The organism is Halomonas campaniensis (assembly GCF_002211105.1).
In the GTDB taxonomy this organism is placed as follows: Bacteria; Pseudomonadota; Gammaproteobacteria; order Pseudomonadales; family Halomonadaceae; genus Vreelandella; species Vreelandella campaniensis_A.
In genome coordinates, this window is sequence record NZ_JPUA01000011.1 from 87,281 (window position 1) to 112,929 (window position 25,649).

The 25,649-nt window shown below is 54.8% G+C and carries 25 protein-coding genes; 10 read left to right on the plus strand and 15 right to left on the minus strand.

All coding sequences use genetic code 11. The annotated features are described in order from the left end of the window. The coding region (locus JI62_RS04685; protein ID WP_240513136.1) for a diguanylate cyclase domain-containing protein at positions 1-1,112 on the plus strand (1,112 nt) is incomplete at its 5' end. 9 nt (positions 1,113-1,121) lie between these two features. On the opposite strand, the gene JI62_RS04690 is transcribed toward JI62_RS04685, so the two are convergent. The 7 genes from JI62_RS04690 to JI62_RS04720 form a co-directional block, all read right to left on the minus strand. Beyond that, positions 1,122-1,925: a TraX family protein gene (locus tag JI62_RS04690; protein ID WP_088699052.1), complete on the minus strand. Its 804-nt coding sequence runs from the start codon at positions 1,923-1,925 to the stop codon at positions 1,122-1,124. 149 nt (positions 1,926-2,074) lie between these two features. Continuing rightward, complete coding sequence (locus tag JI62_RS04695) at positions 2,075-2,848, minus strand: transporter substrate-binding domain-containing protein (RefSeq protein WP_088699053.1); 774 nt, start codon at positions 2,846-2,848, stop codon at positions 2,075-2,077. Between the two features lie 181 nt (positions 2,849-3,029). Beyond that, positions 3,030-3,761 carry an ABC transporter permease gene (locus tag JI62_RS04700; RefSeq protein ID WP_088699054.1) on the minus strand — a complete coding sequence of 244 codons (732 nt, stop codon included), beginning with the start codon at positions 3,759-3,761 and terminating at the stop codon, positions 3,030-3,032. A 1-nt stretch (position 3,762) separates the two neighbouring features. Then, entirely contained in the window at positions 3,763-4,464 is a 702-nt protein-coding gene (locus JI62_RS04705; RefSeq protein ID WP_088699055.1) for an ABC transporter permease, read from the minus strand. 15 nt (positions 4,465-4,479) lie between these two features. Next, on the minus strand, positions 4,480-5,250 hold the full coding sequence (locus JI62_RS04710; RefSeq protein WP_088699056.1) for an ABC transporter ATP-binding protein: 771 nt from the start codon (positions 5,248-5,250) through the stop codon (positions 4,480-4,482). A 208-nt stretch (positions 5,251-5,458) separates the two neighbouring features. Continuing rightward, complete coding sequence (locus JI62_RS04715) at positions 5,459-6,436, minus strand: succinylglutamate desuccinylase (RefSeq protein WP_088699057.1); 978 nt, start codon at positions 6,434-6,436, stop codon at positions 5,459-5,461. Between the two features lie 233 nt (positions 6,437-6,669). After that, positions 6,670-7,110 (minus strand): hemerythrin domain-containing protein, encoded by a 441-nt coding sequence (locus tag JI62_RS04720; protein ID WP_088699058.1) that lies wholly within the window; start codon positions 7,108-7,110, stop codon positions 6,670-6,672. A gap of 212 nt (positions 7,111-7,322) precedes the next feature. Between JI62_RS04720 and wrbA the strand changes: the two genes are divergently transcribed. Further along, the gene (gene wrbA / locus JI62_RS04725) at positions 7,323-7,922 is read left to right on the plus strand and encodes an NAD(P)H:quinone oxidoreductase (RefSeq protein WP_088699059.1); all 600 of its coding nucleotides are present in this window, start codon (positions 7,323-7,325) and stop codon (positions 7,920-7,922) included. 97 nt (positions 7,923-8,019) lie between these two features. Here the strand turns inward: wrbA and JI62_RS04730 are convergent, their stop codons facing one another. Then, positions 8,020-9,048 (minus strand): SMP-30/gluconolactonase/LRE family protein, encoded by a 1,029-nt coding sequence (locus JI62_RS04730; RefSeq protein ID WP_088699060.1) that lies wholly within the window; start codon positions 9,046-9,048, stop codon positions 8,020-8,022. Between the two features lie 160 nt (positions 9,049-9,208). After that, a complete protein-coding gene (locus tag JI62_RS04735) occupies positions 9,209-10,282 on the minus strand; it encodes a tartrate dehydrogenase (protein ID WP_088699061.1) in 1,074 nt (357 codons plus the stop codon). A 205-nt stretch (positions 10,283-10,487) separates the two neighbouring features. Between JI62_RS04735 and JI62_RS04740 the strand changes: the two genes are divergently transcribed. After that, positions 10,488-11,426 carry a LysR family transcriptional regulator gene (locus JI62_RS04740; RefSeq protein ID WP_088699062.1) on the plus strand — a complete coding sequence of 313 codons (939 nt, stop codon included), beginning with the start codon at positions 10,488-10,490 and terminating at the stop codon, positions 11,424-11,426. Positions 11,427-11,430: 4 nt separating this feature from the next. On the opposite strand, the gene JI62_RS04745 is transcribed toward JI62_RS04740, so the two are convergent. Continuing rightward, positions 11,431-11,967 (minus strand): lipocalin family protein, encoded by a 537-nt coding sequence (locus tag JI62_RS04745; RefSeq protein WP_088699063.1) that lies wholly within the window; start codon positions 11,965-11,967, stop codon positions 11,431-11,433. A gap of 176 nt (positions 11,968-12,143) precedes the next feature. Between JI62_RS04745 and JI62_RS04750 the strand changes: the two genes are divergently transcribed. Together JI62_RS04750 and JI62_RS04755 are read left to right on the plus strand one after the other, a co-directional pair. After that, positions 12,144-12,572 (plus strand): secondary thiamine-phosphate synthase enzyme YjbQ, encoded by a 429-nt coding sequence (locus tag JI62_RS04750; RefSeq protein ID WP_088699064.1) that lies wholly within the window; start codon positions 12,144-12,146, stop codon positions 12,570-12,572. 107 nt (positions 12,573-12,679) lie between these two features. After that, complete coding sequence (locus tag JI62_RS04755) at positions 12,680-14,926, plus strand: glycosyltransferase (protein ID WP_088699065.1); 2,247 nt, start codon at positions 12,680-12,682, stop codon at positions 14,924-14,926. Here JI62_RS04755 and JI62_RS04760 read toward each other — a convergent pair. The 3 genes from JI62_RS04760 to JI62_RS04770 form a co-directional block, all read right to left on the minus strand. Next, a complete protein-coding gene (locus JI62_RS04760) occupies positions 14,908-15,612 on the minus strand; it encodes a TVP38/TMEM64 family protein (protein WP_170938476.1) in 705 nt (234 codons plus the stop codon). The two genes, JI62_RS04755 and JI62_RS04760, sit on opposite strands and share 19 nt — an antisense overlap. Positions 15,613-15,688: 76 nt before the next feature. After that, a complete protein-coding gene (locus tag JI62_RS04765; RefSeq protein ID WP_088699067.1) occupies positions 15,689-16,627 on the minus strand; it encodes an ABC transporter substrate-binding protein in 939 nt (312 codons plus the stop codon). Positions 16,628-16,692: 65 nt separating this feature from the next. Further along, positions 16,693-17,874 carry a TauD/TfdA family dioxygenase gene (locus tag JI62_RS04770; RefSeq protein WP_088699068.1) on the minus strand — a complete coding sequence of 394 codons (1,182 nt, stop codon included), beginning with the start codon at positions 17,872-17,874 and terminating at the stop codon, positions 16,693-16,695. 132 nt (positions 17,875-18,006) lie between these two features. Here JI62_RS04770 and JI62_RS04775 point away from each other — a divergent pair, with 132 nt between their 5' ends. The 4 genes from JI62_RS04775 to JI62_RS04790 all read left to right on the plus strand — a co-directional run bounded on the left by JI62_RS04775 (position 18,007) and on the right by JI62_RS04790 (position 21,582). Continuing rightward, positions 18,007-18,873 carry a LysR substrate-binding domain-containing protein gene (locus JI62_RS04775; protein ID WP_088699069.1) on the plus strand — a complete coding sequence of 289 codons (867 nt, stop codon included), beginning with the start codon at positions 18,007-18,009 and terminating at the stop codon, positions 18,871-18,873. Between the two features lie 101 nt (positions 18,874-18,974). Beyond that, on the plus strand, positions 18,975-20,423 hold the full coding sequence (locus JI62_RS04780; protein ID WP_088699070.1) for an alanine/glycine:cation symporter family protein: 1,449 nt from the start codon (positions 18,975-18,977) through the stop codon (positions 20,421-20,423). A gap of 197 nt (positions 20,424-20,620) precedes the next feature. Continuing rightward, a complete protein-coding gene (locus tag JI62_RS04785) occupies positions 20,621-21,229 on the plus strand; it encodes an FMN-dependent NADH-azoreductase (protein WP_088699071.1) in 609 nt (202 codons plus the stop codon). A 53-nt stretch (positions 21,230-21,282) separates the two neighbouring features. Then, on the plus strand, positions 21,283-21,582 hold the full coding sequence (locus JI62_RS04790) for an MGMT family protein (protein ID WP_022522712.1): 300 nt from the start codon (positions 21,283-21,285) through the stop codon (positions 21,580-21,582). 124 nt (positions 21,583-21,706) lie between these two features. Here the strand turns inward: JI62_RS04790 and JI62_RS04795 are convergent, their stop codons facing one another. Together JI62_RS04795 and JI62_RS04800 are read right to left on the minus strand one after the other, a co-directional pair. Further along, on the minus strand, positions 21,707-23,275 hold the full coding sequence (locus JI62_RS04795) for a bifunctional GNAT family N-acetyltransferase/carbon-nitrogen hydrolase family protein (RefSeq protein ID WP_088699072.1): 1,569 nt from the start codon (positions 23,273-23,275) through the stop codon (positions 21,707-21,709). Positions 23,276-23,317: 42 nt separating this feature from the next. After that, positions 23,318-24,232 (minus strand): DMT family transporter, encoded by a 915-nt coding sequence (locus JI62_RS04800; RefSeq protein ID WP_088699073.1) that lies wholly within the window; start codon positions 24,230-24,232, stop codon positions 23,318-23,320. Between the two features lie 204 nt (positions 24,233-24,436). Here JI62_RS04800 and JI62_RS22835 point away from each other — a divergent pair. Further along, positions 24,437-25,649, plus strand: a 1,213-nt coding sequence (locus JI62_RS22835; protein ID WP_240513137.1) for a 2,4-dienoyl-CoA reductase FMN-binding domain-containing protein, incomplete at its 3' end; no start/stop codon positions are given.

Below are 25,649 nucleotides of genomic sequence, written 5' to 3' on the forward strand. Positions count from 1 at the left end.
TGCTTTTCTTCATACTGCCTATCGCGATTCCACTACAGCTATTATTTATATTTTCTGACGCTCCAACACACACCATGATTGGTATTCTGTTGGGCGTTTTTGTGTCATTACTAATTGCTACCAGCCATCGTTTAGGTCGTTTGATTCATAACAATATCGAATTGCGCCTGACGATGGCAGCCCGTGAAACACAGCTAATAGAGAGCGAAAATCGCTACCTCTCGATTTTTCAGCATTCACCGCTGGGCGTCCTACACTTCGACAGGAATGGGTGCGTCACCGACTGCAATAACAAGTTATTAGAAATACTCTCCATCGACCCAGCTAGGTTACAGGGCGTTAGTATGCGGAAGGGGGCGGATGCTGATGTGGTTTCGGCTGTTCAGAACGCTCTGGATAAAGGGGCGGGGTATTACGAAGGTACGTTGCTGATGCCCTTTTTATCTAACCGCGCAGAAGGTACACCCGTGCGGGCTTTCTTTAATGGTGTGCATAGCGTTGATGATGAGATTGTGGGTGGCGTGGTCATCGTTGAGGATTTTACTGAGCGTAAGCGCAACGAAGAGATGATTTATCGCCAAGCCAACTATGACGCGCTCACCGATTTGCCTAATCGGCGGCTATTTATCGAACGGTTGGAAGCGCTCTGCGGCAAAAAGCAAACCGAAACGCAGCGTGGGTTACTGATGTTTTTAGACCTGGATCGTTTTAAGTTAATTAACGATACCTGGGGGCATGCTACAGGGGACGATCTATTGGTGCAGGTCGCACGTCGGCTTGAACGTTGTCTGAGTGAGGGAGATATGGCCGCTCGTCTCAGCGGTGATGAATTTGTGTTGCTCGCGATGTTTGAAGAGGAAACAGAGGCGACCCTTGAAGCACGCGCTGAGCGTTATATGCATGAGGTTCAGCAGGTGCTCTCTCCGCCTTACCGATTGGCAAGCCACGATACGGAGGTAACACCCAGCATAGGTTACACCTGTTTTACGACCGCCGACTGTGATCACGAAGAAGTGCTTAAACAGGCGGATATTGCAATGTATTGCGCAAAAACAGAAGGTCGGGCGCGGCTGTGCCGCTACCAGCCCTGGATGCGCGACAAGATGCAGTGATCTGAACGGTTAAGCCAATTGACCGATGAGCAGCACCCATAAAGCGATTAACGCAAAGTGACCGGGGTACCACGCCAACCATAACCGGCGCGGCATTACCAAGCTGACGGGGGGAATACGCTGCGCTGCGCCTGCAGCGAGCATCAGCACGATGAGGCACGTGCCTACGGTGAACGATTTGGCCATGTCAGAAGCATTCATCTGCCCGGCAATCCAGAGTACGGGAAATGCCGCTAGGCCTGCCCATAGGCGCGCTTGGAAATGACTTTCAGCTTGGCTCAAAGCGTGCATTGCGAACATTAATAGCGGAATCAGCAGCAGCCCGTTGTGCCCGTACTCGACCCAAAAACCGAGCAAGTACCACACGGTAACGCCTACCGCCGCACCGGCGAACAGCCAGGGCAAACCTAGCGTTTGCTGTTGGTAGTGCTGCCAACCTTGGCGCACTAGCGTGCCCAGGGCCAAACCAGTGGCCAGGGTAAAGCAGACATTGAGGATAAAGGCGTCTGATGCACGGGGCATCATCATATAGGGGAGTTGGGCGACCAAGCCGATAACCAAAATTCGTCGTGAGTAGCGTAGCGGGTTGCGGGTATTAAACAGCCCGTGCCAGGCCACCATGGCGGCAAACAGCGGAAAAGCGATACGGCCAATGGAAGATCCCGCCCAGCTCAAATCCCAATCGCCGGGCAGTACATATCGCGTGAGGTGATCCACCGTCATTGTAATCAGCGCCAGCCACTGCCCCCAGCCGGTCCAATGGGAGGATGGGCGAGAGAGCGTACCTGCATCTGGGCTTGTTGATTGAGCCATAAAACCTCCGTGTTGAACATGCGCAATAATACACAGACAGAGGTAGCTTTACCTAGTTCACTTAATTAGCTTGGCTCTAAAAGCACATTACCCCGGCAGTTGCCGGGGTAATAGTCTGGGTGATAGACATCAGGGCTTGCTGCGTAATCTTACTCAGCTTCACCAAAATAACGGTTATAGATTTCGTCGTAAGTGCCATCTTCTTGCACTTCAGCCAGGGCTTCGTTGAACTTCTCGGCGAGCGCTTCGTCGCGCTGACGGAAGGCGATGCCAAAACCGTCACCGAAGTACTCTTTAGGCTCACTGATGCGCTCGCCAATCACCACGTACTCAGCTTCTTCGCTTTCCAGCAGCGTAGATTGGCCAATCGGGAAGTCGAGGAACACGATGTCCAGACGCTCAGCTTCCATATCCAGCACCATATCGTCGGCAGTGGAGTAGCGGCTAATCTCGGCCACGTCACTGAAGTTGTCAGTCACGTAGTTGTCCTGCAGGGTGCCGCGCTGAACGCCGATGGTCATGCCTTCCAGCGTCTCTTCAGTGGCTTCGCTGATGCCCAGGTCGCTGGCAGCAAACCATGCAGAGGGCATAGTGATGTAGGGGTCAGAGAACAGCACTTGCTCACGACGCTCGTCGTTAATGGTCATGGACGACATGATGGCGTCGTAGTTGCGCGACATTAGGCCGGGAATGATGCCGTCCCACTCTTGCTCGACCCACTCGCAGGTAACGCCCATGCGGTCGCAGAGCTCGTTGCCAAGATCGATATCAAAACCAGTGAGTTCGCCTTCAGCGGTACGGAATTCCATGGGCTCGTAAGGAACGTCAACGCCAATGCGCACGTTGTCGTAGTCGCGTGCCTGTGCCGAGGAAGCGGCGGCTACTGCTAAGCCGAGTAGCGAAAGAGATAGTAGTTTTTTCATCTTATTACTCCGTAGAAAGCGGGTTCACTTGTAAGTGATCCCCGTTTTTAACTGACAAATAGTTGTTAGCCGACAATTAAACTAACCCAGGTTGGCGTTGACGAAAAGGGGGCGTTACGTTGTGAACCAACGTTTGTTTGACGGTTGCACCGTTTTTACATGATCGACCGGTTTTCCGTGATTAAGCATCTTGCGGCCGCAGGTGGGCGAGCAGCTTTTTCTCTAAATAGCGGAAAAAGAACAAAATCGCGAAGGTTAAACATAGATAAATGGCAGCCACGAATAGAAACGCTTCGAAAGGGGCGTAGTAGCGGGCGTAGACAAAGCGAGCAGCACCGGTTAAATCCATCAGCGTGACCACGCTGGCAATAGCGCTGGCGTGTAGCATAAAGATCACTTCGTTGCCGTAGGCGGGCAAGGCGCGGCGAAAGGCGCTAGGTAAGATGATTCGACGCATCATTAAATTCTGCGACATGCCATAGGCACGGGCGGCCTCAATCTCACCTTGGGCTGTGGATTTAATGGCGCCCCGAAAAATCTCGGTAGTGTAAGCGGCAGTATTCAGCGTGAAGGCGATCAGCGCTGGGTAGAAAGCTTCACGCAATACAGGCCACAAGAAACTCTCTTGGATGCCATCAACAAACACTACGCCGTAGTAGATGATATAGAGCTGAATCAGCAGTGGTGTACCACGGAAAACGTAGGTGTAGAGGTAAACCGGTAGACTAATCCATTTATGCTTCGAGCTGCGCATAATGGCCAGTGGCACAGCGAGAATGAGCCCCGCAACCAGCGATAAAAATACCAGTTGGGTGGTCGTGACCAAGCCTTCCCAGTAATAACCCAGCGTATCCGCGGTGAAAATGGTGTTACCAGCTAGTAGGTCATTGAACCAAGTGGAAATATCGAGCATATCACTGACCTCCAAAGCCGATGTCGTAGTGTTTCTGCAAGCGCGCAAAAATCCATTCGGATACGCTTGCAATGAGTAGGTACGCTACGGCGACGGGGAGTAAAAAGGTAAATGGCTCGTGGGTCGCTCGGGAAGCCTCGGCTGCCACCCGCACCATATCGGTCAAGCCAATGACTGAGACCAGCGCGGTAGTTTTAAGCAGTACCATCCAGTTGTTGGATAGGCCCGGTAACGCATGGCGCATCATTTGTGGAAAGCGGATGCGGCGAAAGACGAGGCCACTGCTCATACCATAGGCTTTACCTGCTTCGATCTGACCGTTATCTACCGCCATAAAGGCGCCGCGAAAGGTCTCGCCCATATAGGCGCCAAAGATAAAACCAATGGTCAGCACGCCTGCGGCGAAGGCATTGAAGTTAATATAAATATCGATGTCGTAGCTGTAATAGAGCATATCGCTGATGGCGTTAACGCCAATCTGACCGCCAAAAAATAGCAGCATCATCAAAACGAGATCCGGCACCCCGCGAATAAGCGTGGTGTAAACCGTTGCTGTACGCCTTAGAAACCAGTTGCGCGACATCTTCGCACTGGCGGTCAGTAGTCCCAAAATAATCGCTAAAATCAGCGACAGCACCGCTAATTGAACGGTGACGCCTGCCCCCTCGATCAGCCGGGGACCATAACCTTGCAAATCAATCATGGTGAGCCTCGCGGATCAGTATTTAGGTGCCAGGAACTGCTGCAGACGCGGTGATTGCGGGTTTTCTAGCACTTGCGCTGGGGGGCCGGCTTCTTCCACCAGACCTTGGTGAAGGTAAATCACTTGGCTGGAGACATCCCGGGCAAATCCCATCTCGTGCGTCACCACCACCATGGTGCGGCCCTCTTCAGCGAGGCCGTGCATGACTTTCAACACATCACCCACCAGTTCAGGGTCAAGGGCAGAGGTGGGCTCGTCAAACAGCATTACTTCTGGATCCATCGCCAGTGCGCGAGCGATCGCACCGCGCTGCTGCTGGCCGCCTGACATTTGTGCAGGATAGGCGTTGGCACGGGCGGTTAAGCCAACCCGATCGAGCAGGGCGTGAGCCTGTTCCAAGGCCTCTTTTTTAGGTTTTTTCAGCACATGTATCGGCGCTTCGATGATGTTTTCCAACAGCGTCATATGCGCCCACAAGTTAAAGCTCTGGAACACCATGGAGAGCTTGGCACGCATCTGTACCACCTGCTTCCAATCGGCGGGTTCACGGCCGTGCTTAGTGGTTTTAAAGCGAATAGGTTCGCCATGCACAATGAGGTCGCCCTCATCGGGCTGTTCCAGTAAGTTCATGCAGCGCAAAAAAGTACTTTTACCCGACCCAGAGGCACCAATCAGGGTAATCACATCGCCCTTTTGGGCTTGTAGTGAAAGACCTTTCAGAACTTCCGTATCGCCAAAGCGTTTTTTAATATTACGCACTTCAAGGGGAGTAGGCGTAGCGGCCATATCATTGGCTCCAGTACAGAGTTGCCGCAGCAACATATGGGTTTGATGCGGCTGGCGCGAAAAAAGGGGCGATTCTATCAGGCTGGGCGCATTATGCGCGCTTTCCTTATAACATTATGCACTCGACGATAGTCGAATCGACATCGACAGCCCATTTATCGCCTCACCATTATTATTGTCTTAGTTAAAATTGTTCCGGCTTGGGGGATTAAACAATAGGCGCCACCAACAGCGCGGCGCGGGCGCCCACTTCTACCTGGGCATTGGGAAACACCACATAAAGGGGGGTATCACCTACCCGGAATTCACCCGCCTTAGCGTCTCGGGCCAACAGTGTCCCCGGCTCAAAGCAACTGAAGTTGGCCGTGTCCTCGGCAAAGCAGAGTGTAAACTCCTCCGAGTGACGCATTAACTCGTGTTGAACCTGGAAAAACTGCATTTGCGTGGTGGGCTGATTCGGCGGCGTACGTCCTTCACTCAGTGCGGTGAGTAGTGTGCGCATCGGTTGCAATGATGCCATATCGTTGTGGCCAAAAGGCGCTACCCGCCCTAGCTCAAAGGTAAATGCCTGAGCGCCGTGATAGTGCTTGCTGTAGTGGGAGAACGTCCAACTGTGCTGGTGTTGATGTAGCACCGCCTGCATAGCCGCCGCCGCTAGCCAGCCCCACTGCTCGGCAGCGGTGGACGTTTCGGTAAAGGGCTCCACGACGAAACGGGGGTAGCGGCTATCGCGAATGGCGGTATGTAGGTCGTAGTGCAGTTTGGGTCGCCCGGCATGGCGGGCATAAAAACCATCCACGGCGGCCATTAATTCCCTGGCGCGATCTGGTTCCTCGCCCTTGGCGGTGAGTTCACGGCTAAATAGCCGGTTTAAATTGGTGGTAAGAAAACGCTGCTGCGCCTTAAGCGCGGGCAGGTTGCCTAAAATCACCAGCACGGGCGCGCCAAGCGATATGCTGCCTGCTTCCACGCCGCTTAACCACTCTCCTATCAATTCAACCGGCGCAGTCTCATTGCCGTGGATGGCCGCTGAAAAGATGCACGCATGAGCTCCCTCCCTAGCTGTGTTGGGAGAGAGTTCCAAAATGCCAGGCGCATGCAAATGGTAAGTGCCGCTGGCGAAGACGCCTTGGTTGGCGGTGGGGAGTTGCCCATCAAGCGACCAGTCGAGCCATTGGCCTAGCATTGTCGCTCCTCAGTTAACTGTTTTGAGTATCGTTGTCAGTATAAAAGCGAGCCTAGGTTTACCATGCTGGGCGTATGCCACAAGCCCGCAGGTCGTTCGCGTGTAAAAGCCTAGCGTATTCGTGAAAAAGCGTAATCATGAGCCAGGCTGAAGCTGACAAGTAGTTTTCTTTAATCGCTAACAACAAAAAACGCCCATGGTGTGCATGAGCGTTTTTCAATTTGTTCACCAAGTTACGCTGAACGCTGACGCTGCATCTCTTCTTGGTACTCCCCAGCGAGCGATGTCTTCTGTTTATCTTGCAGGCCCCTGCCCGCCAGTTGGAAAACCTCTTGCTCCTCTTCATCCAGGTGGTGGGTGACTAAATCCTGGAGCTGTTTGGCGTGGGTGAGCCAATGAGTTGCGCTGTAATCAGTTTCATCGAGCAGTTCTAAAAGCTCATCAATTTCATGATGTTCAGCAACGCTATGGCGGGCTTTTTCCTGGGTCAGGTCGATGGACATCATCGGGATATAGAGCGCTCGCTCCTCGGCGGCGGCGTGATACTGCAATTCGGCACGCACCTGCTGGTATAGGTTATCGCGCTCGTCGCTATCTCCATGTGTTTCAACTAAGCGGGCGAGCAGGTCGCGCTGAATGTCGTGATCCTGGCGCAGGGCTTCAAAAATCGTCATTCCAGACTCCTTGGATACGTTTGATGTAGGCAAGACAAAAGTTAGTGGTGGTTGGCGTAAAGTGCAAGGTGGCGTGCGTCGATGAAATCGACGCCCACGGACGAAAACATTCGCTTTTTTCTACGTTTAAGTGCGCTATGTTGTTTGTATTACCTTTTGGGCGAGGCCCATTGCGCGACTCATTAATGAAGGTCTAAGTAAAGGAGATAGTAATGACGAAGGTACTGGTACTCTATTATTCCATGTATGGTCATATCGATACGCTGGCCAAGGCCGTGGCAGAAGGTGCAAAAGGGGTAAGCGGCGTAGAGGTCACCGTTAAGCGTGTGCCGGAAACCATGCCTGACGAAGCGTTCAAGAATGCAGGCGGTAAGCAGGATTACGATACGCCGGAAGCAACGCCTCAAGAGCTTGCCGATTACGATGCGATTATCTTCGGCACCCCGACCCGCTTCGGTAATATGGCCGGCCAAATGCGTACTTTCCTGGATCAAACCGGTGGTCTATGGGCGAATGGCGCACTGCGTGGCAAAGTCGCCAGCGTGTTCACCTCTACCGGTACGGGCGGGGGCGATGAAATGACCATTACCTCTACCTGGACCACACTCGCCCATCACGGCATGATCATTGTGCCGATTGGTTACGGCCTTGAAGAGCAGTTTGATATTTCTAAAGTGAGCGGTGGTACACCCTATGGTGCAGCGACCCTCGCTGGTGGCGATGGCTCGCGTCAGCCCGACGAGCGCGAGCTTAAAATTGCCCGCTTCCAGGGTGAGTTGGTCGCGAAAACGGCGGCTAAACTGGCCAGTTAATGAGTTCACTAGCCACGTCATATACGAGCTAGTCATGTAAAAGCCTCGCTGGGCATATCCAGCGAGGCTTTGTTGGGTTGGGATATGAAGGCTGGGATTACGCTCCTCGCGCCGCCGTGTAAATGGTGTAGACAGATTGACTGGCCGTCATAAATAGCCGATTGCGGCCCTTGCCCGCAAAACACACGTTTGAGCAGACTTCGGGTAGCAATACTCGGCCCAGCAGGGTGCCTTCCGGTGAAAAAACCACTACTCCGTCGATACCTTCGCCACCATTGGCACTTGACCAGATATTGCCATCCACGTCGCAGGCCATACCGTCGAAAATCGTGTCTTCGCTGGTCACGATAACTTGCCGATCGCTGACACTGCGACCCTCTTCCCCCAGCGACCAGCGAATAATTCGCGCGGGTTCGTCGAAATGGGTGGGGGCACTGTCACTGGCGTAGAATCCCTCGCCATCCGGCGTTAATACAATACCGTTTGGCTTATAAATATCGTCGGTCAGCATTATGGGCTCATCCAGGCTGTCATCGACGTAATAAATGGCTGTTTCTAGCTCCAGGTCTCGTTTTTTGCCCTCGTAATCGAAGTGGGCTCCATAGCCTGGATCGGTGAAGATCACTCCACCAGAGGGTAGTGCCACCACGTCATTGGGGGCATTGAGCGGTTTGCCCTGATAGTGGTCGGCAAGCACCGTTGTGCTGCCGTCCCACTCGTAGCGCAAAACGCGTGAGGGGTAGTGTTCGCAAGCAATTAGCCGACCCTGATGGTCGAAAGTATTGCCGTTAGAGTACCCGACATTGTCTCTCAAAACGCTGACTTCACCAGTGGATTCGTCCCAGCGCATCTGCTTGGCACGGGGTATGTCGCTGAACACGACATAACGACCTACGGCGTTCCATGCTGGCCCCTCTGTCCACAGACCTCCACTCCAGTGGCGCTCTAGAGGACTATTAAAAATCATGTAATCACTAAAGCGCGAATCTTCGACTTTCCAGGCATCGATTGGGTAGCGTTCTGGGGTGGGATCTTGTGAACTCTGCAAAGCAAAAAGCTGGGGCGATGTGCCAACAGCGGCCAGGGCGGCCGATGCCGAAAGGAACTGACGGCGTCCAAGTTTCATAGCATTGTCCTGATGGTTGTTTGTTGATGTTGTTATGAGCGGAGTGAAACTGACGTTTCTTCCACCCTCAGGACAAATGTAGAACATAGGTGATTAAAAAACATACATTGGCTGTCCGGTTGGATTCAACCGGACAGCCAATCGCTATGACCTATGTGTGTCAGTGCGAAATAGCGTTGGCAATCGCCTTGCCTAAGCTTGCGGTGGTGCCTTCGCCTCCCACATCCCGGGTAAGTACGGTGGTATCTCCTTTGCTTAATACTTCCTCAATGGCTGTGACCATCGCATCCCCGGCTTCTTTATAGCCCAGGTGCTCCAGCATCATGGCGCCTGACCAGATCTGACCGATCGGGTTGGCGATGCCTTTACCGGCGATATCCGGCGCGCTGCCGTGTACGGGTTCAAACAGGCTGGGAAAGTGGCCTTCCGGGTTGATGTTGGCCGAAGGCGCAATGCCAATGGTGCCGGTGCAGGCGGGGCCGAGATCAGAAAGAATATCGCCGAACAGGTTGCTACCCACCACTACATCAAACCAATCCGGGTGAAGAACGAAGTTGGCGGTGAGAATATCGATATGAAATTTATCCACCGCAATCTCAGGGTAGCCCTTGGCCATTTCGACCACCCGTTCATCCCAGTAGGGCATGGTGATAGAGATGCCGTTGGACTTGGTCGCGGAGGTAAGCTTTTTACGCGGGCGGGTTTGGGCTAGCTCAAAGGCGTACTTCAGTACCCGGTCAACGCCGGTGCGGGTCATGACCGTGTCTTGAATCACCACTTCACGGTCAGTGCCTTCAAACATTTTACCGCCAACGCTTGAGTACTCGCCTTCGGTATTCTCACGCACGACGTAAAAGTCGATATCGCCGGGTTTCCGGCCTGCCAGCGGGCTTTTGATCCCAGGCATGAGCTTGCAGGGGCGCAGGTTGATGTACTGATCAAAGCGGCGCCGGAACTGCAGCAGTGAGCCCCACAGGGAAATATGGTCGGGCACTTTATCCGGCCAGCCCACCGCGCCGTAAAATAGCGCATCGAAGCCTTTTAACTGCTCAAACCAATCATCCGGCAACATCTGGCCGTGTTCGAGATAGTAGTCGCAGCTACCAAACTCAAAAGTGGTGAACTCGAGATCGATATTAAACCGCTTGGCGGTGGCCTCAAGGGCGCGAATGCCTTCGGGCATGACTTCGGTGCCGATGCCGTCACCGGCGATAATGGCGATACGGTGGGTCATACGGGTTCCTTATCTTGTGGGTTGCTTTTTATGCTTGTGAGTCGTGAGTCGTGAGTCGTGAGTCGTGAGTCGTGAGTCGTGAGTCGTGAGTCGTGAGTCGTGAGTTGTGAGTTGTGAATAAAGTGTAGCGGCTATTTTGGTGGAGATAATCAGGCTACTATTCAAGTTATTGTTGCCTGAAAGTGCAGAATGGCTAAGGAGTGAAATGGCGCACCTGGATGATTTGGCTTTTTTTCAGCACTTGGCGCGGGCAGGTAGCCTCACCGCGACGGCTCGTGAGCTGGGGCTGTCGCTCTCTGCGGTGAGCAAGCGGCTTAAACAGTTGGAAGCGCGCCTGGGGGTAGAACTGGCGGCCCGCACCACGCGGCGGTTGACGCTGACGGCGGAGGGGGAGCGCTATCTGTCCCGTGGCGCGCTGATTTTAGATGAGCTGGGTGAACTGGAAAACTCACTGGGAGAGGGGGCTGACCAAGCACTTAGCGGGCGTTTGCGGGTTAACGCCACCTTTGGCTTTGGCCGTCGTCATATCGCGCCACTGCTGTCGCGCTTTTGTGCCGATCACCCCGAAGTGGAAGGGTGGTTAGAGTTGACCAATTTTCCGCTCAATTTGAGCGACCATGGTTTTGATATTGGTATTCGCGTGGGCGAACCGCCGGAATCGCGCTTGGTCGCTCGGCGTATTCTGGCCAATCGACGGGTGCTCTGTGCGTCTCCTGCCTACATTGCCCTGGCGCCGCCTCTGCAAGTACCGGCAGATTTACAGCAGCACGCCTGTTTGGTGGTTCGCGAGAACGACAGCGACTTTCCACTTTGGCGCTTTGAACAAAACGATCAGCCTGCACAAGGAGGCGTTGGCAAGGTGCAGTCGATAAAGGTCAGCGGTCGATTAGCCAGCAACGATGGAGAGGTCATTACCCGCCTGGCCTTGGACGGCCACGGTGTCATGCTGCGCTCCTGGTGGGACGTGAACGAACACCTTGCCAGCGGTGCATTAGTTGAACTGTTGCCTGGCTGGCAAGGCGTGCGGGCGGATTTTTACGCGGTGTTCGAACAGCGCCGCCATGTGCCCACCCGGCTATGCGCTTTTATCGATTATATTCAGTGTGAGATGACCGGCAGGGTCTCGGCGCTGCCAGCGGGATAAGGCGTTATCGGCTGGGGCACTCCTCGCCCTGGGTAACGTCGATCAATTCATCGGTGGGGAAATCCAGTTCGGCTGCTCGCTGGCGCAGGTGGTTTTCTGCCGCGCTATCCATCTCCGGCGTGCGCGAAAGAATCCACAGGTAGTCACGGTTAGGGCCTGCCACTAGCGCCCATTGATACTCCTCATCCAGCGCAAGGACGTTATAGCCGCCGTAGAAGGGGCCAAAAAAGCTCACTTTCAGGCGCCCGACGTTTTCGTCATCAATAAAGTAGGCGCGGCCCTCGGCTTCATCCCACGCTTGCTCTTCAAGGTTGTAACCGCGGTTAATCACTCGCACACCGCCGTCATCGCGCAGGCTGTAAGTGGCGGTAACGCAGTCAAGGCCGCGTTCAAAGGAGTGATCCAGGCGAGCTATTTCGTACCACTGGCCCAGGTAGCGGTCTAGCTCAAAGCCAGTGACGGCCTCGGTGCCATCAGGGATGCCGGTACACCCCGTGAGTAGGGCCATGGTGATGACACTGCTTCCTAGCACTGCTTTCATTAACGCGCTCCTTGGCGAAAAATCATGGGGATCGGCTATCTTAAGGACTATCTTAAAAACTATCTTAAGAACTATCTTAAGAACTATCTTAAGAACTATCTGACGCTATTTTGCCATACAAGAAGAGCACGTTGGTGATGTCGTGCCGTTATTAAACAGCAAACAAAGGAGTGTTTATGTGGTTCCAACAAGAGATCCATTTTCCCGAAGTGGCGCGCGGTTTTCATTTGATTACGGATGATATAGCCCGCGCGCTGCCATGCTTAGACGACTGCCATATTGGCATGCTGCATTTGCAACTGATGCATACCTCTGCCTCGTTAACGCTCAATGAGAACACTGATCCGGATGTGCGCCACGATTTAGATGCGTTTCTGCGTCGACTGGTGCCCGAAGATTTACCCTATTTCCGCCACACCCTGGAGGGGCCTGATGATATGCCCGCCCATGTAGCCGCCAGCCTGTTGGGTACACAGCTTACCCTGGCGGTACGGGATGGACGCCTGGCCTTAGGTACCTGGCAGGGCATATGGCTGGGAGAACACCGCAATCAAGCGGGGCCAAGGCGGTTACTGGCTACCCTAAACGGGTGCGAGGCGCGCTAACCTGGGCCGCCAACTCTAGGCAGCATTGCTGTATAGTAAAGGCGTTTTTAGGCTCAAACCGCCAGCGTGGCGGCTATATCATGTTTATTATTGAAAAGCGCTTTTAAATGCCTCGACGCTCCTTTTTTCGCCTTTCCCGTCAGCGCTGGTTGCGGCTGTTCTTTTACCTTAATCTCGCCCTGGTGGTAGGGCTGATTGCTCACCAAATTTGGTTGTATGTCGCAGAACCCAAATTTGAGTCGGTGCATACCCTTGAAGTGGCTGATATACGCGAGGTACTGAGGGATCGAACCGACTACCGCTTTGCGGTGGTGGGCAATATCAATAACTCGGTAAACGTGTTTCAGGAGGAGATTGTGCCGCTCATCAATCAGGGCGGTATCGACTTTCTGGTTTCTGCGGGCAATGCCGTGAATGGAGGGCGACAGGAGAGCTACCAAGCGATCTACCAGAGCCTGGAGACGCTCGATGTCCCTTACTTACTCACCTACGGCGAAAACGAAGATAGTGATTTTGGTAGCTACTTGTTTTACGAATACTTTGGCCCCCATTTTTACTCCTTTGTCGCGGGCAATAGCCACTTTATCTTCCTTGACGGCACCGGGAAGTCTTCCACCTCCTGGCAGCTTGATTGGTTGGAGCGGGAGCTTGCGGCCTCAGAAGCACAACATAAATTTTTGTTTGTTGGTTTGCCGCTGCACACTGTGGTGAGCGACGCGCCGCTGTTTGAAGCGGACAATTACCTCAATGATCCCCGCCTGGCTGATGGGATTATGGCGCTGGCGGAGGCGCACGGTGTCGATACCGTGTTCTCCGCCAACCTGACGCTTTTCTCTAAGCAGACGGTTAATGGGGTGGATTACGTCACCACCGGCGGTGCGGGCGGTATCCTGATCGATGCCGACAGTAGCTTTCATCACTACGTCATCGTCGATGTAGATGGTGAGAGTGTCACTATTGCACCAGTGCGTTTGAACGTGGATAGCCCTGGCTGGTGGCGGATGCTGAGTAGCGTCGCTTCTACGGTGTATGCCTTTTTCTACGTTAGCTATACGCGGTTTTTGCTGATTGTGGGGGTATTGGCGCTGCTCGCGATGCGCTTGCATCGGCTGATTTTTGAAGATCGCGACTACTACCCCGATTTTGATATCGACCCGACGCCTTTCCTGGGTAAATCTCTGCGCGTAGCGATGGTGTCTAATAACTACTTCCCCTTTGTGTCGGGGGTGTCGGTCTCCGTGGATCGACTGCGCAATGGTTTATGTGATCTAGGCCACACCATCCAACTGTTTGTGCCGCGCTACCGAGAAACGTGGCAGGACGGCAGTTCGATAAGACGCATCCCCACGCTGATGGCGTTTGGCCAGAAGGGCGAGTTCCGGTTAACCAATCCCTTTAGCGCGCGTTTTCGCCGCTGCCTGCGGGCGTTCAGCCCTGATCTTATTCACGTCCATCACCCTTTTTGGCTCGGTTCTATGGGGCTGTTTATGGGCCGTCGGCTCAAGGTGCCGGTGATCTACACCTATCACACCCGCCTGGAGCACTATGCCCACTTTGTGCCATTGCCCGGTGCGCTGTTTCGTAATCTGATCTCGCACTATCTGATCAAGCGCTTTTCCAACCGCTGCCAAGGGGTGATTGTGCCGACCCACTCCGCAGAGGAGTATCTGCGCATGATTGGAGTGAAAACCCCCACGCTAGTGCAGCCTACGGGCATAGATGTGGCGCGGTTTGCCCAGGTAGAGGAGAGTGCGTTGGAAGCGTTGCGCGAGCAATTAGGTGTCGACCCTGCCAGCAAAATATTGATCAGCGTCTCGCGGATTAGCAAGGAGAAAAATATTGGCTTTATGCTGGAAGCCCTCGCCGAGCTTAAGGCACAGGGGCACGCTGATGTTCATCTGCTACTGATTGGTGATGGGCCGGATCGCGCGGCGATTCAAAAACAAATCGATACTTTGAAACTGACCTCGCAGGTCACCTTGGCAGGAGCGGTGCCGCCGGAGCGCATGGCACTTTATTACCATCTAGGCGATATATTTGTGTTCGCTTCGACTTCAGAAACCCAGGGCATGGTGATTCTTGAGGCGATGTCGGCGGGGTTGCCCGTCGTGGCGGTGCGTTCCAGCGGTATCGATGACGTGGTACGCCAGGGGGTAAACGGCTTCAAAACACCGCAAAATCGCCAGGCGTGGGGGCAGAAAGTCGTGGCGTTGAAAGACAATGCAGAGCTACGTCAGCAGTTGGGCAAGCAGGCTAGCCACTTTGCTGAGGAGTTCGATATCGCCAATTTCGCCTCAGCCGTGGCGAGCTTTTACGCGGAGGTGCTGGCCAAGTATCACTCACCCTCACGGTGAGGCTGTTTTTTTGCTGCTTGGCGACGGCTGGCATAATGTTTAAGGCCTATTAACAGCCCAATTCCGGCAGCGAGTCCGACAGCCGCTAGGATAAGTTCTTTCGCTGTAGCCGCGGTGAAAAGGGCGCCGAGTTGGCTGCCCAATAGGATCACCGCTGCCAGCCCAGGCACAATACCCAGGGTGGAGCCGATCATATAGTCGCGAAACTTAAGGTGGAAGGCGCCAGCCAGCATATTGGTGAGTGTGAACGGGGCCAGCGGCAGCAGGTTGATCACCGTCATGGTACGAATGCCGCGCTTCGATAGATAGCCGGAGAGGCCACGTAGATGGCGCCCGCCATAGCGCATGAGCGCCTCTCGACCTAGCCAGTGGCCTACCCAGTAAGAGACAACCGACGACGTCAATGTGCCTAACGTGGCGTACACCAACCCCCATATCGGGCCAAACAGTAAGCCTGTTATGACGACCAGTAGGCTAAGCGGAAACATCACCAGCAGGGCGCTGGCGTAAGTGGCCATCACCGCGGCAAACACCCAGGGCGCGGTACGCCACTGGCGAACGTAGCCGATCAATTCGCTAAGCCGCGCCTGGGTGAGTAGGTCGTAGCGCTGCAGTAACTGCCACATGATGCCCAGCAGCACGACGACTACCAGCAGGCCTACGCCCTTGCTCAATGTCCGCGACATGCCCCCTCCCATCGGCTAAAAAAGCGCTAGCATACGCTAGCTGTCCGATGGGATGAAGGTGCGTTTACACCAAGCGTTAGTTGTCGAGCTGGGCTTCAATGACCGGCCAGGCTGGATCGCCGTCGGTGCTGGTCACGTCCGCGAGCATGGCTTCTATGCGTTCTGGGTGGTCGTTGATCCACTGTTCGGCGACATCATTAAGGTCTTGTTCTTCCTGGCCATACGCCTGAATCATCCAGCTCTGCTCTTCAGCCGAAAAGGTAAACTGCTCAAAGAAGGTCACCACATTGGGATTGGCTTCAGCATAGCCACTGCGCAGCAGCGTTAACACATCGCTTTCACCGTTGTTCTCACCAAATAGGTTTTCGGGATCTTCCAGGTAGCGCATGGGAAGATCAAGGTTCATCCAGTGGGGCGTCCAGCCGACCCAGACAATCGGTTCTTCCCGGGAGATGGCATCACGTGCAGCGGAAAGCATGCCCACTTCACTGGTATCGACTACCTGCCAGTCACCTAGGCCCCAAGTGTCGTTATCAATGGCATTGTGGAGAATCTCACTGGCGGCGGAACCTGCCCCAAAGCCATAAATTTTACCGTCGAACTGGTCACGGTTTTCGTCTAAATCAGCAAAGCTCTGAATGCCACTCTCATACAGATATTCCGGCACTGTCAGGGTCATTTGCGCACCGTCGACGTTATTCGCTACGTCAATCAGTACACCCGACTCCTTGCGGGGATCGAACATCTCACGCTGGGCGGGCAGCCAAGCCCCGAGGAAGGCGTCGATATCGCCGCTCTCGATACCCTGGTAAATCACCTGCAGGCCGATTTCCTGGGTACTGGTTTCGTAGCCGAGTGGGTTTAAAAGCTGTTCGGCGATGGCCGTTTTTACCGTAATGCCGGGCCAGGCGGGTACACCGAAATCGAGGGTTTGATCGTCGGCATGAGCCGCCGAGGCAAACAGCGCGGTAGTGGCGAGGGCAATAGCTGAGGCGAGAGGCTTGAGGTGTGTCATAGGATCTCCTTGCTTGGTTTTTGTCTGGATAGGTGTTGTCGTTCAACAGTTATTATTGGATGACGCTAAACGTTGCGGGCCAGCACGCGGAGGCGTGAAGCCAGCATATCGCGGTCTAAATAGGTGCCCTGTAAATGGCGTGCGCCGCTGTTGGGATCAAATTCGCGCCGCCCATGGAGTACCCGGCGGTTATCAAAAGCGACCATTTGACCAGGGCGAAGGGTGAACTCTAGCTGGTGCGCTTCGCTGTGAAACAGCTTCCATAGCAGGGCGTAGGCGCTGTACCAGGCATCCATCTGCTCTACCGGCAGATGAAGGGCATCTCGAATCCAGTTGTTTAAGCGCATTTCGACCAGGTTACCCGCGCTATCCAGGGTGATCACCGGTGCCCGCATGGAGATATCGTGGGTCTCATCCTGAAAGCGAAAATCAATCGGCGTTTCGCTAAGAATCGCCAGCGCTGCCGGGTCTTGCTGGCGCAGGGCTTCGACCACCCGCGCACCATCGGCAAACAGCGATTCGCCGCCGCTGGCGCCGTTTTGCAGGCAGTAGAGCAACTGAATGTCTGGCGGCTGTCGCCAGTTGGGTAAATCGATATGCAGCGGCAATCCTACCGCGGTATAAGCCGCATTGTTGGGATTGGGTTTTGAACGTACATCAAAGCGAGCGCCAAAGTTGGTAGCGCGCTGGGGCCCAATACGCTCGGCTAAACGGCTCACTTCCTCTTCCACCAGCGGGCCATCGGTCATCAATGCCAGCCCGTCCCGTAGCATGGCGGTCAACCAGACTTTTTCGCCCTGAGGGGTTAAAAAGTCGCTATGGCGGATGCGCTCGGGAGCAAAGTGATCTTCCCACGGTGCAACCTTGGGAACGGCTGAGGCGAGCGTGGCTTCTGGACGGCGCTGATAGAGCCAGCCGCTATGAAAGGCACTGACATGACCATCCTGCCAATTAAGGTGCAAGTGACCATCCAGTAGCGCAACGCTGGGCGGCTCGGTGATGGCTTCAAGGGGCAGGTAGAGTCGTTCACGGGTCTGCGGGTGGCGGCAGGCTGGGCAGGCGCAGTGGTCACGTAGCCAACGCAGGGGCAGGGGCGTTTGTTGACCATCTTGCCAAGTTAGCGCTACGCCATGCTGAGTCAGCGTCGCTTGAGTGAGTGCCGGGCCTGAGTGATAAGGCGTTAATTCGCCCATTTCAGGGGTATTTGCATGGGGTGGCGTTAAGCTGGTCTGTGCTGCGCTGTTCATTAAAAACTCCGATTCGCTCCCTGTGTGGCATTACGTAGGGGGATGTGCCATCTAGGATGCGGAGTAGCCGCGCCAGTGACAAACGATTAATCTGACCCCTAAGACATCGTTTAATTTATAGGTCACTTTTTCATGAGCCCATTACCACCCTTGTTATGGCTGCAAGCCTTTGAGTCTGCGGCGCGTACTCTGAGTTTTACTGCCGCTGGTAATGAGTTGGGGGTTACCCAAGCCGCCATCAGCCAGCGAGTAAGGCTTTTGGAAGACCGAGTGGGGCAGAAGCTATTTGTGCGCCATGCGCGCAGCTTAACGCTCACCCCCGCCGGGCAGGCGTGGTTGCCGAGCATTCATGATGCATTTGTGCGCATCAGCGAAGGCACCCTGGAGGTCTTCGGCAGCACCGCTGAGCAGCCGGTGACGCTGCGTGCCACGCCGGTTATTCAGCAGTCGTGGCTGGCGCCGCGTTTAATTGCCTTCCACCGGGCTCATCCCCAGGTGGCGATTCGTGTAGTAAGTGCTATCTGGCCCGATGATTTTGGCCCCGAAGGGGCGGATATTGAGATTCGCTATGGCAAAGGGGAGTGGACAGGGGTTGAAATGCAGCCGCTAGGCGAAGAGCAACTGCTACCTGTTTGCTCGCAGGCCTTAGCGGAGACGCTAACCGAGCCGAGCGATCTAGCTGGGCATACGTTGCTCCACGCAGTGGGGTTTGGCGTGGGGTGGCCGGGGTGGTTGCAGGAAGCGGGGGTTGCCTACCTTGAAGCGCAGTGTTGGTCACTCACTTGCGATAACCAGGTGATGACGTTGGCCTTGGCTAGCCAAAGTGGTGGTATCGCTCTAACTCACCGCCGCTTAATGGAGCAACGTAGCGATTTAGTGGCGCCTTTTGAACTCAGTGTCCCCAGCGAAGAGCGCTTCTGGCTGGTTCGCCCTAGCCGTCGGGTTGTGAGCGATGAAGCTGCATTAGTGTGGCGATGGCTTTGTGATTCAATAGCGTAAGATGTTATGACTGTTTTCAGCTCTTTTTTCCAATTTTCTTGCCATTTTGGTGCAGCCGTGAAGAATGATGCGCCTTCATTGTTTAAAAAGGCGTGACTTTCATGGATTTTACTCTTCCTCCGCTGCTGACATCGCTGGTGGATCGCGGCAACGGCCTGCTCTGGGGCAGTGTGTTGATTTACCTGCTGATAGGCGCAGGGCTCTATTTTACGGTGCTGACCCGCGGTATTCAGTTGCGCTATTTCGGCCATATGTTCAAGCTGCTGGGCAGTTCTCGCCAATCAAACGGCGGTATCTCTTCGTTTCAAGCACTCTCAACCAGTCTGGCGGCCCGGGTAGGTACGGGTAACCTGGCCGGTGTCGCTGTGGCTATCTATTTTGGTGGCCCTGGCGCCATTTTCTGGATGTGGATGACCGCCATGGTGGGTATGGCCACCAGTTTTGTGGAGTCAACCCTGGCTCAGGCGTATAAAACCGACCACGGTGATAACACCTTTCGTGGCGGCCCTGCACGTTATATCGAGCGAGGCCTGGGGCTGCGCTGGCTGGCGGTCTTGTTCTCTATCTGTTTGATTATTGCCTTTGGGTTGGCGTTCAACAGCGTTCAGGCCAACTCTATCGCCCAGGCCATGGAGCAGGCATTTGCCGTTCCCACCTGGGCAATGGGGTTAGTTTTGATGGCGGTGGTGGCACCGATCATCTTTGGCGGTTTGAAGTCGATTGCCAAGGTGGCTGAACTGGTGGTGCCGCTCATGGCGCTGCTCTACTTAATTCTGGCGCTGGTGGTAGTAGGGTTGAATATCAGCGACTTGCCATCAGCGATTATGACCATTGTGCGCAGTGCTTTTGGCTTTGAGCAGGCGGCCGGTGGGGCGGTAGGCTACGCGGTTTCCCAGGCGATTATGAACGGTATTCAGCGTGGGCTATTTTCCAATGAAGCGGGCATGGGGTCAGCGCCCAATGCGGCGGCTACCGCCTCTACGCGGCCCGATCACCCCGCTGCCCAGGGCTTTATTCAGATGCTGGGGGTGTTTCTGGATACGCTGGTGATCTGCACGGCCACGGCGGCCATCATCATTATGGCCGGGCCTGAATTGATGGCCGGGGACGAGAACAATGGCATCCAGTTGACTCAAATGGCGCTTTCCAGCCATGTCGGCGAGTGGGGCGGTATGTTTATCGCGGTGGCGATTCTGCTATTTGCGTTTACCTCGGTGATTGCCAACTACTCCTATGGCGAGTCCAACATTGAATACTTGGCTGGGCGCCGCGCCCCGGTTGCCGTGTTTATTTACCGCTTGGCAGTGCTGGCGATGATTATGATTGGCTCGATGGCAAGCCTGGGGGCGATTTGGAACTTTGCCGACCTCTCTATGGGCATGATGGCGATTATTAACCTGGTCGCTATTTTAATGCTGTCTCCGGTGGCTTTCTCGCTCTTCCGCGACTATGAAGAGCAGTTGAAAGCGGGTAAAGAGCCGGTATTCGACCCCAGCCGCTTCCCCAAGCTGGTTAATAAAGTCGACCCCAAGGCCTGGCCCAAGAAGTAATCGAGTTTAAGTAAACTAGCTAGCCATTTAATCCACTGGCTGCGCCCCGCCTCGCATTTTGCGTCGCGGGGCTTTTTATTGGTCGTCGCACAATTCGATTTAATCGAATACAAGCCGGAAAACGTTGCGCTTTTGCTTCCTGAAAAGCGCCGTAGAATAGCTCCCATTCCTTCCCCTTAATGATTCTGGAGCTTTCAATGACAACGCGTGCCCTGGTGATTACTTCTTCTATTCTGGCTGAAAATGGCCAATCCAATGCGTTGGCGAATCGCTTTATTGAACAGGCGAATGCCCGCAACGATATCGAGGTCACCCAGCGTGATGTCGTCAAGAACGCACTGCCCCATTTGGATATCAGTGAGCTAGGGGCTTGGCAAGTGGCGGCCGCAGAGCGTAATGCCGAACAGCAGGCGTTAGCCGCGTGCTCGGACGAACTGCTGGCTGAGCTACGCGCCAATGATGTTCTGGTAATTGCGGTACCGATGTATAACCTGGGTATCCCTTCACAGTTGAAGGCGTGGTTTGACCGTGTTCTGCGTGCCGGTGAAACGTTCCGCTATACCGAAAACGGCCCGCAAGGGTTGGTAGAGGGCAAGCGAGCGATTATTCTGGCAGCCCGTGGTGGTCAGTATGCAGGCACCGAGTTTGACAGCCAAACGCCTCATCTGAAAACCATGCTAGGTCTGATGGGAATTAAAGAGGTTGACGTGGTCTATGCTGAAGGCCTGAATTTGGGTGAGCAGCAGCGTGAAGCCGCGATCAAAGAAGCTTTCCAAGCGATCGATCAATTGGTTGAGGGGCTTTAAGCACGTTTAGAAGCGCTCTCAAGGAATATCTCAAGGTATAGAAGGATAATCACATGGCCCGGCCGGAACTGCTCGAACAGATCTACACCATTGTCGATCAAATTCCGCCGGGGCGTGTGACCACCTATGGCCGCATTGCCGCCATGACCGAAGGCGCGACGCCGCGCATGGTGGGGTCAGCGATGCGCCATCTGCCGGATGGCCACCAGTTGCCTTGGCATCGCGTGATCGCATCGTCGTTGAAACTTGCCGATCACGGTGGCGCCGAACGTCAACACCGCAAATTACGCGATGAGGGCGTGCTGTTCGATGCCAAAGGCCGTGTTCCAGCACACCTCGTTTGGCCTGATTGAACCTCTTAAGGCAGTTTTAGAAACAACGGCGCCGCCCAAATTGGGCGGCGCCGTTGTATATGGTTGCGAATTTATGATGAGCGTTGGTGATTTGCTTTACACCTCACTTCTTACATTTAACGCCTCACTCCTCCAAATTAGCCCCCGATTTCCACGACCAGTCGCGCCAGCGTAGATCAAACAGATCCTTGCGGCGGTCTTTAAGGTTGGTTACCGACCCTTCGGCACGTACCACTGTTAGGCGGGTTAGATCCAGATCCGAAAAGAAGATCATCTCAGTGTTGGGCGTGGTTTCCGCCAGTACAGCGTCGTGAGGGAATGCGAAGTCAGAGGGCGAGAACACCGCTGATTGGGCGTACTGGATATCCAGGTTTTCAATCGAAGGCAGGTTCCCGACGCTGCCGCAGAGCACCACGTAGCACTCGTTCTCAATTGCCCGTGCCTGGCTGCAATGACGCACCCGCAGGTAGCCGTTTTTAGTGTCGGTCCAGAAAGGCACAAACAGAATGTCCATATCCTGGTCGGCCAGTAAGCGGCCAAGTTCGGGGAACTCCACGTCGTAGCAGATCAGGATGCCTACGCGGCCTGCGTCGGTATCAAACACCTGTAGCTCATCGCCGCCCTCGATCACCCAGTCGCGGCGCTCTTGAGGGGTAATGTGCAGCTTGGCCTGGCGCTCAACGGTGCCGTCACGGTGGAACAGGTAGGCGATGTTGTAGAGGCGGTCATCGTCACCCACTTCAATCATCGAGCCGCCAACAATATTAATGTTGTAAGAGACCGCCATACGCGACAGTTCAGTCTTAAAGCGCTCGGTAAAACCGGCCAAAAAGCGAATCGCGCCCATTTGATCCTGCTGGGCGGCGCGATTCTGTAGGCCCATCAATGGCGCGTTAAACAGCTCTGGGAAAAAGGCAAAGTCACTCTGGTAGTCGGAGAGCGCATCGACAAAGTATTCGATCTGCTGAAGCGCGGCTTCCACCGAGGAGAACTCACGCATCTGCCACTGCACCGCGCCCACCCGCACCTGGGTCGGCTTGTTGTCGAGCACGCTGGCCGCGGGCTCAAATAGAATGTTGTTCCACTCCAGCAGGGTGGCGTAACCCCGCGACTGCTCATCTTCCGGCAGGTATTTACGCAGTAGGCGCTTTACCTGAAAGTCGTTGGCCTGCTGGAAAGAGAGGATCGGATCGTAGATCTCTTTGCGCGAGACTTTATCAATGTATTGGGCTGGCGTGAGCTCATCGGCATGCTGGTGATACTCAGGGATCCGCCCACCGGCTAGGATCGCCCGCAGGTTCATGGAGCGGCACAGCTCTTTACGCGCTTCGTAAAGGCGGCGGCCCAGGCGATAACCGCGGTAATCCGGGTGAATCAGCACATCCAGCCCGTACATCGCGTCGCCATCCTCGTCGTTGAGGATGATCTCGCGATGGCCGATCAGGTCATCGTACTTATGCGGGTTGGAGAATTCGTCGTAATCCACCTGAACGGTGAGCGCTACGCCCACCAGAAGGCCGTCGTCTTCAATGGCGATTTGGCCGTCGGGGAATTCCTGAATCAATTTGTCGATGGTGTGCTTCGGCCATGACCCGCCGATATCGTGATAGACGGCGTCCATCAATGCCTTGAGCTGATCGTAGTCATCGCTCATTAGGTTGCGCAGATTAAGATGCAGTTCTTCCAGGGACATATCAGGGCTTCCCAGCGTTAGAAATCGACGGCCATTCTAGCATTATCGAGCGCTGCTCGGCTTATCCGAGGTTAAACCGCGTGTTAACGGGCGTGTCAGCGTTTGCGCCATGATCACCCCAGCCAGAATCAGCAGTCCACCGGTAAAGTGGAACCCCGCCACTTGTTCACCCAAGAAGGCCATCGCAATCAACGCGCTGAATAGCGGCATCAAATTGATGAAAATACTCGACTGGTTGGCACCAATTTGACGTACTGCGCGCATCCATAAAAAGGTGGTAATGATCGAAGCAGGAATGCCCGCGTAGACAATCAGACCGATATTCTGGTCATCGATAGGTGTCATTGGCCCCATCAAATAAGGCGGTAACAAGAACAGCACCGCAAAACAGACTTGGGCGTAAAGCATCACCCAGGGGGGTAAATTCATCGACCAGCGTTTGAGCATTACCCCATATAGCGCGTAGCAGGTAGCGGCTACCACCATCAGCGCATCACCGAGGGCAACCTGTAGCTGTAGCAGCGAGAGCGGATTACCGCGCCCTAGTAGAACGGTAACCCCCACGAAGGCCAGTACGCCGCCCACAATGCCGCCGAGGGTCGGCGGCTCGCGAAGAATCAGCGCGCTCAGCAGCACCGTTAACAACGGCACCATGGCGGCGAGAATCCCCATGTTCGTAGCGGTCGTTGTCTCGGCCGCCACATAGGCCAGCCCTTGCCATAGACCCATGCCGAGTAGTCCCAGCAGCGCCAGCTTGGGCCACTGGCGGTGAATTTCGTCGCGGTGGCGTAACGCTGCGGGGAGCACAAAGGGGGTCATCACCGCCAGAGCAAGCAGCCAGCGTAAAAAAGCGATACTGCTTGGCGCGATGGCGCCTACGCTAAGCTGATTAATGGTCATATTGCCCGACCAGATAAGCACGGTGGCGAGCGGCGGCAAAAAATACATCAAGGGCATAGCAACGGTTCCTTATCGTTAGCCGGGTAATGTGCCGCGGATTTGCACGCTGGGCAAGCGGTTGGCCCCAGTATCTAGAAACCAAACATCGTGAGACCTGGTATCGAGAGACCAGTATCTAGGGGCTATACGTGATGCTCTGGATGTCATACGCTTGTTTGAATTTGTTTTATAATGCTTCTAATAAAATTAAGGAGACCTGTGATGAGCCAAACGCCCGCGTACCCAAATCTGTTTCGCCCACTGACTATTGGCCATTTAACGCTGCCCAACCGCGTGTTGATGGGCTCAATGCATACCAATCTGGAAGAGGCGCCCAATGGCTTTGAGCGCTTAGCGGCTTTTTATGCCGAGCGGGCGAGGGCGGGCGTTAGCCTGATTGTCACCGGCGGTATCGCGCCTAATCCAGAGGGCGCGGTGTTCCAGGGTGCCAACGCGCTTATTGATGAAGCGCAGTTGCCGGAACACCGAGGGGTGGTTGATGCCGTGCATGCTGAGGGCGGCCACCTGTGTATGCAGATTCTTCACGCTGGACGTTACGCCTACTCGCCGGATTTGGTAGCACCTTCGGCTATTCAGGCGCCGATTAACCCCTTTATGCCTCGCGCGCTCTCTAGCGACGAGGTTGAGCAACAAATTGCCGACTATGTTCGCTGTGCCAAGCTTGCTCAACAGGCGGGTTACGATGGCGTTGAAATCATGGGGTCAGAAGGCTACCTGATCAATCAGTTTATCTGCCAGCGTACCAACCAGCGTGACGATGAGTGGGGCGGGGCGTTTGAGAACCGCATGCGCTTTGCGGTCGAGATTGTGCGTCGGGTTCGCGCGGCGGTGGGGGAGCGCTTTGTGATTATCTTCCGTCTCTCGATGATCGATCTGGTGGAAGAGGGCAGCACCTGGGAAGAGGTCGTTACGTTGGGGCAGGCGGTCGAAGCTGCCGGGGCGAATGTGATCAATACTGGCATTGGCTGGCACGAAGCGCGGGTGCCCACCATTGTCACCAGCGTGCCCCGCGCCGCCTTTACCGAAGTAACCCACCGCATTAAGGAGGCACTCTCCATCCCGCTTATCACCACCAACCGTATCAATATGCCTGAGGTGGCCGAGCGCGTACTGGCAGCAGGCCATGCGGATATGGTCTCCATGGCGCGGCCTTTCCTGGCTGACCCCGCCTGGGTGAGAAAAGCTGAACAGGGCCTGGCGGAAGAGATCAATACCTGTATCGCCTGTAATCAGGCCTGCCTGGATCACACTTTTGCTGGCAAGCTGACGTCTTGCCTGGTTAACCCTCGCGCTTGCCATGAAACCGAACTGACTATTGAGCCGACACAAACGCCCAAACGGGTAGCCGTGGTGGGCGGCGGCCCGGCGGGGCTGGCAACGGCTGTAACAGCCGCAAGCCGCGGCCATAGCGTGG

What these genes read in the sequence shown, in the direction of transcription:
- JI62_RS04690 (WP_088699052.1), bottom strand. Translation starts at nt 1,925, where the DNA reads ATGGCTCAATCAACAAGCCCAGATGCAGGTACGCTCTCTCGCCCATCC.
- JI62_RS04695 (WP_088699053.1), bottom strand. Translation starts at nt 2,848, where the DNA reads ATGAAAAAACTACTATCTCTTTCGCTACTCGGCTTAGCAGTAGCCGCC.
- JI62_RS04700 (WP_088699054.1), bottom strand. Translation starts at nt 3,761, where the DNA reads ATGCTCGATATTTCCACTTGGTTCAATGACCTACTAGCTGGTAACACC.
- JI62_RS04705 (WP_088699055.1), bottom strand. Translation starts at nt 4,464, where the DNA reads ATGATTGATTTGCAAGGTTATGGTCCCCGGCTGATCGAGGGGGCAGGC.
- JI62_RS04710 (WP_088699056.1), bottom strand. Translation starts at nt 5,250, where the DNA reads ATGGCCGCTACGCCTACTCCCCTTGAAGTGCGTAATATTAAAAAACGC.
- JI62_RS04715 (WP_088699057.1), bottom strand. Translation starts at nt 6,436, where the DNA reads ATGCTAGGCCAATGGCTCGACTGGTCGCTTGATGGGCAACTCCCCACC.
- JI62_RS04720 (WP_088699058.1), bottom strand. Translation starts at nt 7,110, where the DNA reads ATGACGATTTTTGAAGCCCTGCGCCAGGATCACGACATTCAGCGCGAC.
- wrbA (WP_088699059.1), top strand. Translation starts at nt 7,323, where the DNA reads ATGACGAAGGTACTGGTACTCTATTATTCCATGTATGGTCATATCGAT.
- JI62_RS04730 (WP_088699060.1), bottom strand. Translation starts at nt 9,048, where the DNA reads ATGAAACTTGGACGCCGTCAGTTCCTTTCGGCATCGGCCGCCCTGGCC.
- JI62_RS04735 (WP_088699061.1), bottom strand. Translation starts at nt 10,282, where the DNA reads ATGACCCACCGTATCGCCATTATCGCCGGTGACGGCATCGGCACCGAA.
- JI62_RS04740 (WP_088699062.1), top strand. Translation starts at nt 10,488, where the DNA reads ATGGCGCACCTGGATGATTTGGCTTTTTTTCAGCACTTGGCGCGGGCA.
- JI62_RS04745 (WP_088699063.1), bottom strand. Translation starts at nt 11,967, where the DNA reads ATGAAAGCAGTGCTAGGAAGCAGTGTCATCACCATGGCCCTACTCACG.
- JI62_RS04750 (WP_088699064.1), top strand. Translation starts at nt 12,144, where the DNA reads ATGTGGTTCCAACAAGAGATCCATTTTCCCGAAGTGGCGCGCGGTTTT.
- JI62_RS04755 (WP_088699065.1), top strand. Translation starts at nt 12,680, where the DNA reads ATGCCTCGACGCTCCTTTTTTCGCCTTTCCCGTCAGCGCTGGTTGCGG.
- JI62_RS04760 (WP_170938476.1), bottom strand. Translation starts at nt 15,612, where the DNA reads ATGTCGCGGACATTGAGCAAGGGCGTAGGCCTGCTGGTAGTCGTCGTG.
- JI62_RS04765 (WP_088699067.1), bottom strand. Translation starts at nt 16,627, where the DNA reads ATGACACACCTCAAGCCTCTCGCCTCAGCTATTGCCCTCGCCACTACC.
- JI62_RS04770 (WP_088699068.1), bottom strand. Translation starts at nt 17,874, where the DNA reads ATGAACAGCGCAGCACAGACCAGCTTAACGCCACCCCATGCAAATACC.
- JI62_RS04775 (WP_088699069.1), top strand. Translation starts at nt 18,007, where the DNA reads ATGAGCCCATTACCACCCTTGTTATGGCTGCAAGCCTTTGAGTCTGCG.
- JI62_RS04780 (WP_088699070.1), top strand. Translation starts at nt 18,975, where the DNA reads ATGGATTTTACTCTTCCTCCGCTGCTGACATCGCTGGTGGATCGCGGC.
- JI62_RS04785 (WP_088699071.1), top strand. Translation starts at nt 20,621, where the DNA reads ATGACAACGCGTGCCCTGGTGATTACTTCTTCTATTCTGGCTGAAAAT.
- JI62_RS04790 (WP_022522712.1), top strand. Translation starts at nt 21,283, where the DNA reads ATGGCCCGGCCGGAACTGCTCGAACAGATCTACACCATTGTCGATCAA.
- JI62_RS04795 (WP_088699072.1), bottom strand. Translation starts at nt 23,275, where the DNA reads ATGTCCCTGGAAGAACTGCATCTTAATCTGCGCAACCTAATGAGCGAT.
- JI62_RS04800 (WP_088699073.1), bottom strand. Translation starts at nt 24,232, where the DNA reads ATGCCCTTGATGTATTTTTTGCCGCCGCTCGCCACCGTGCTTATCTGG.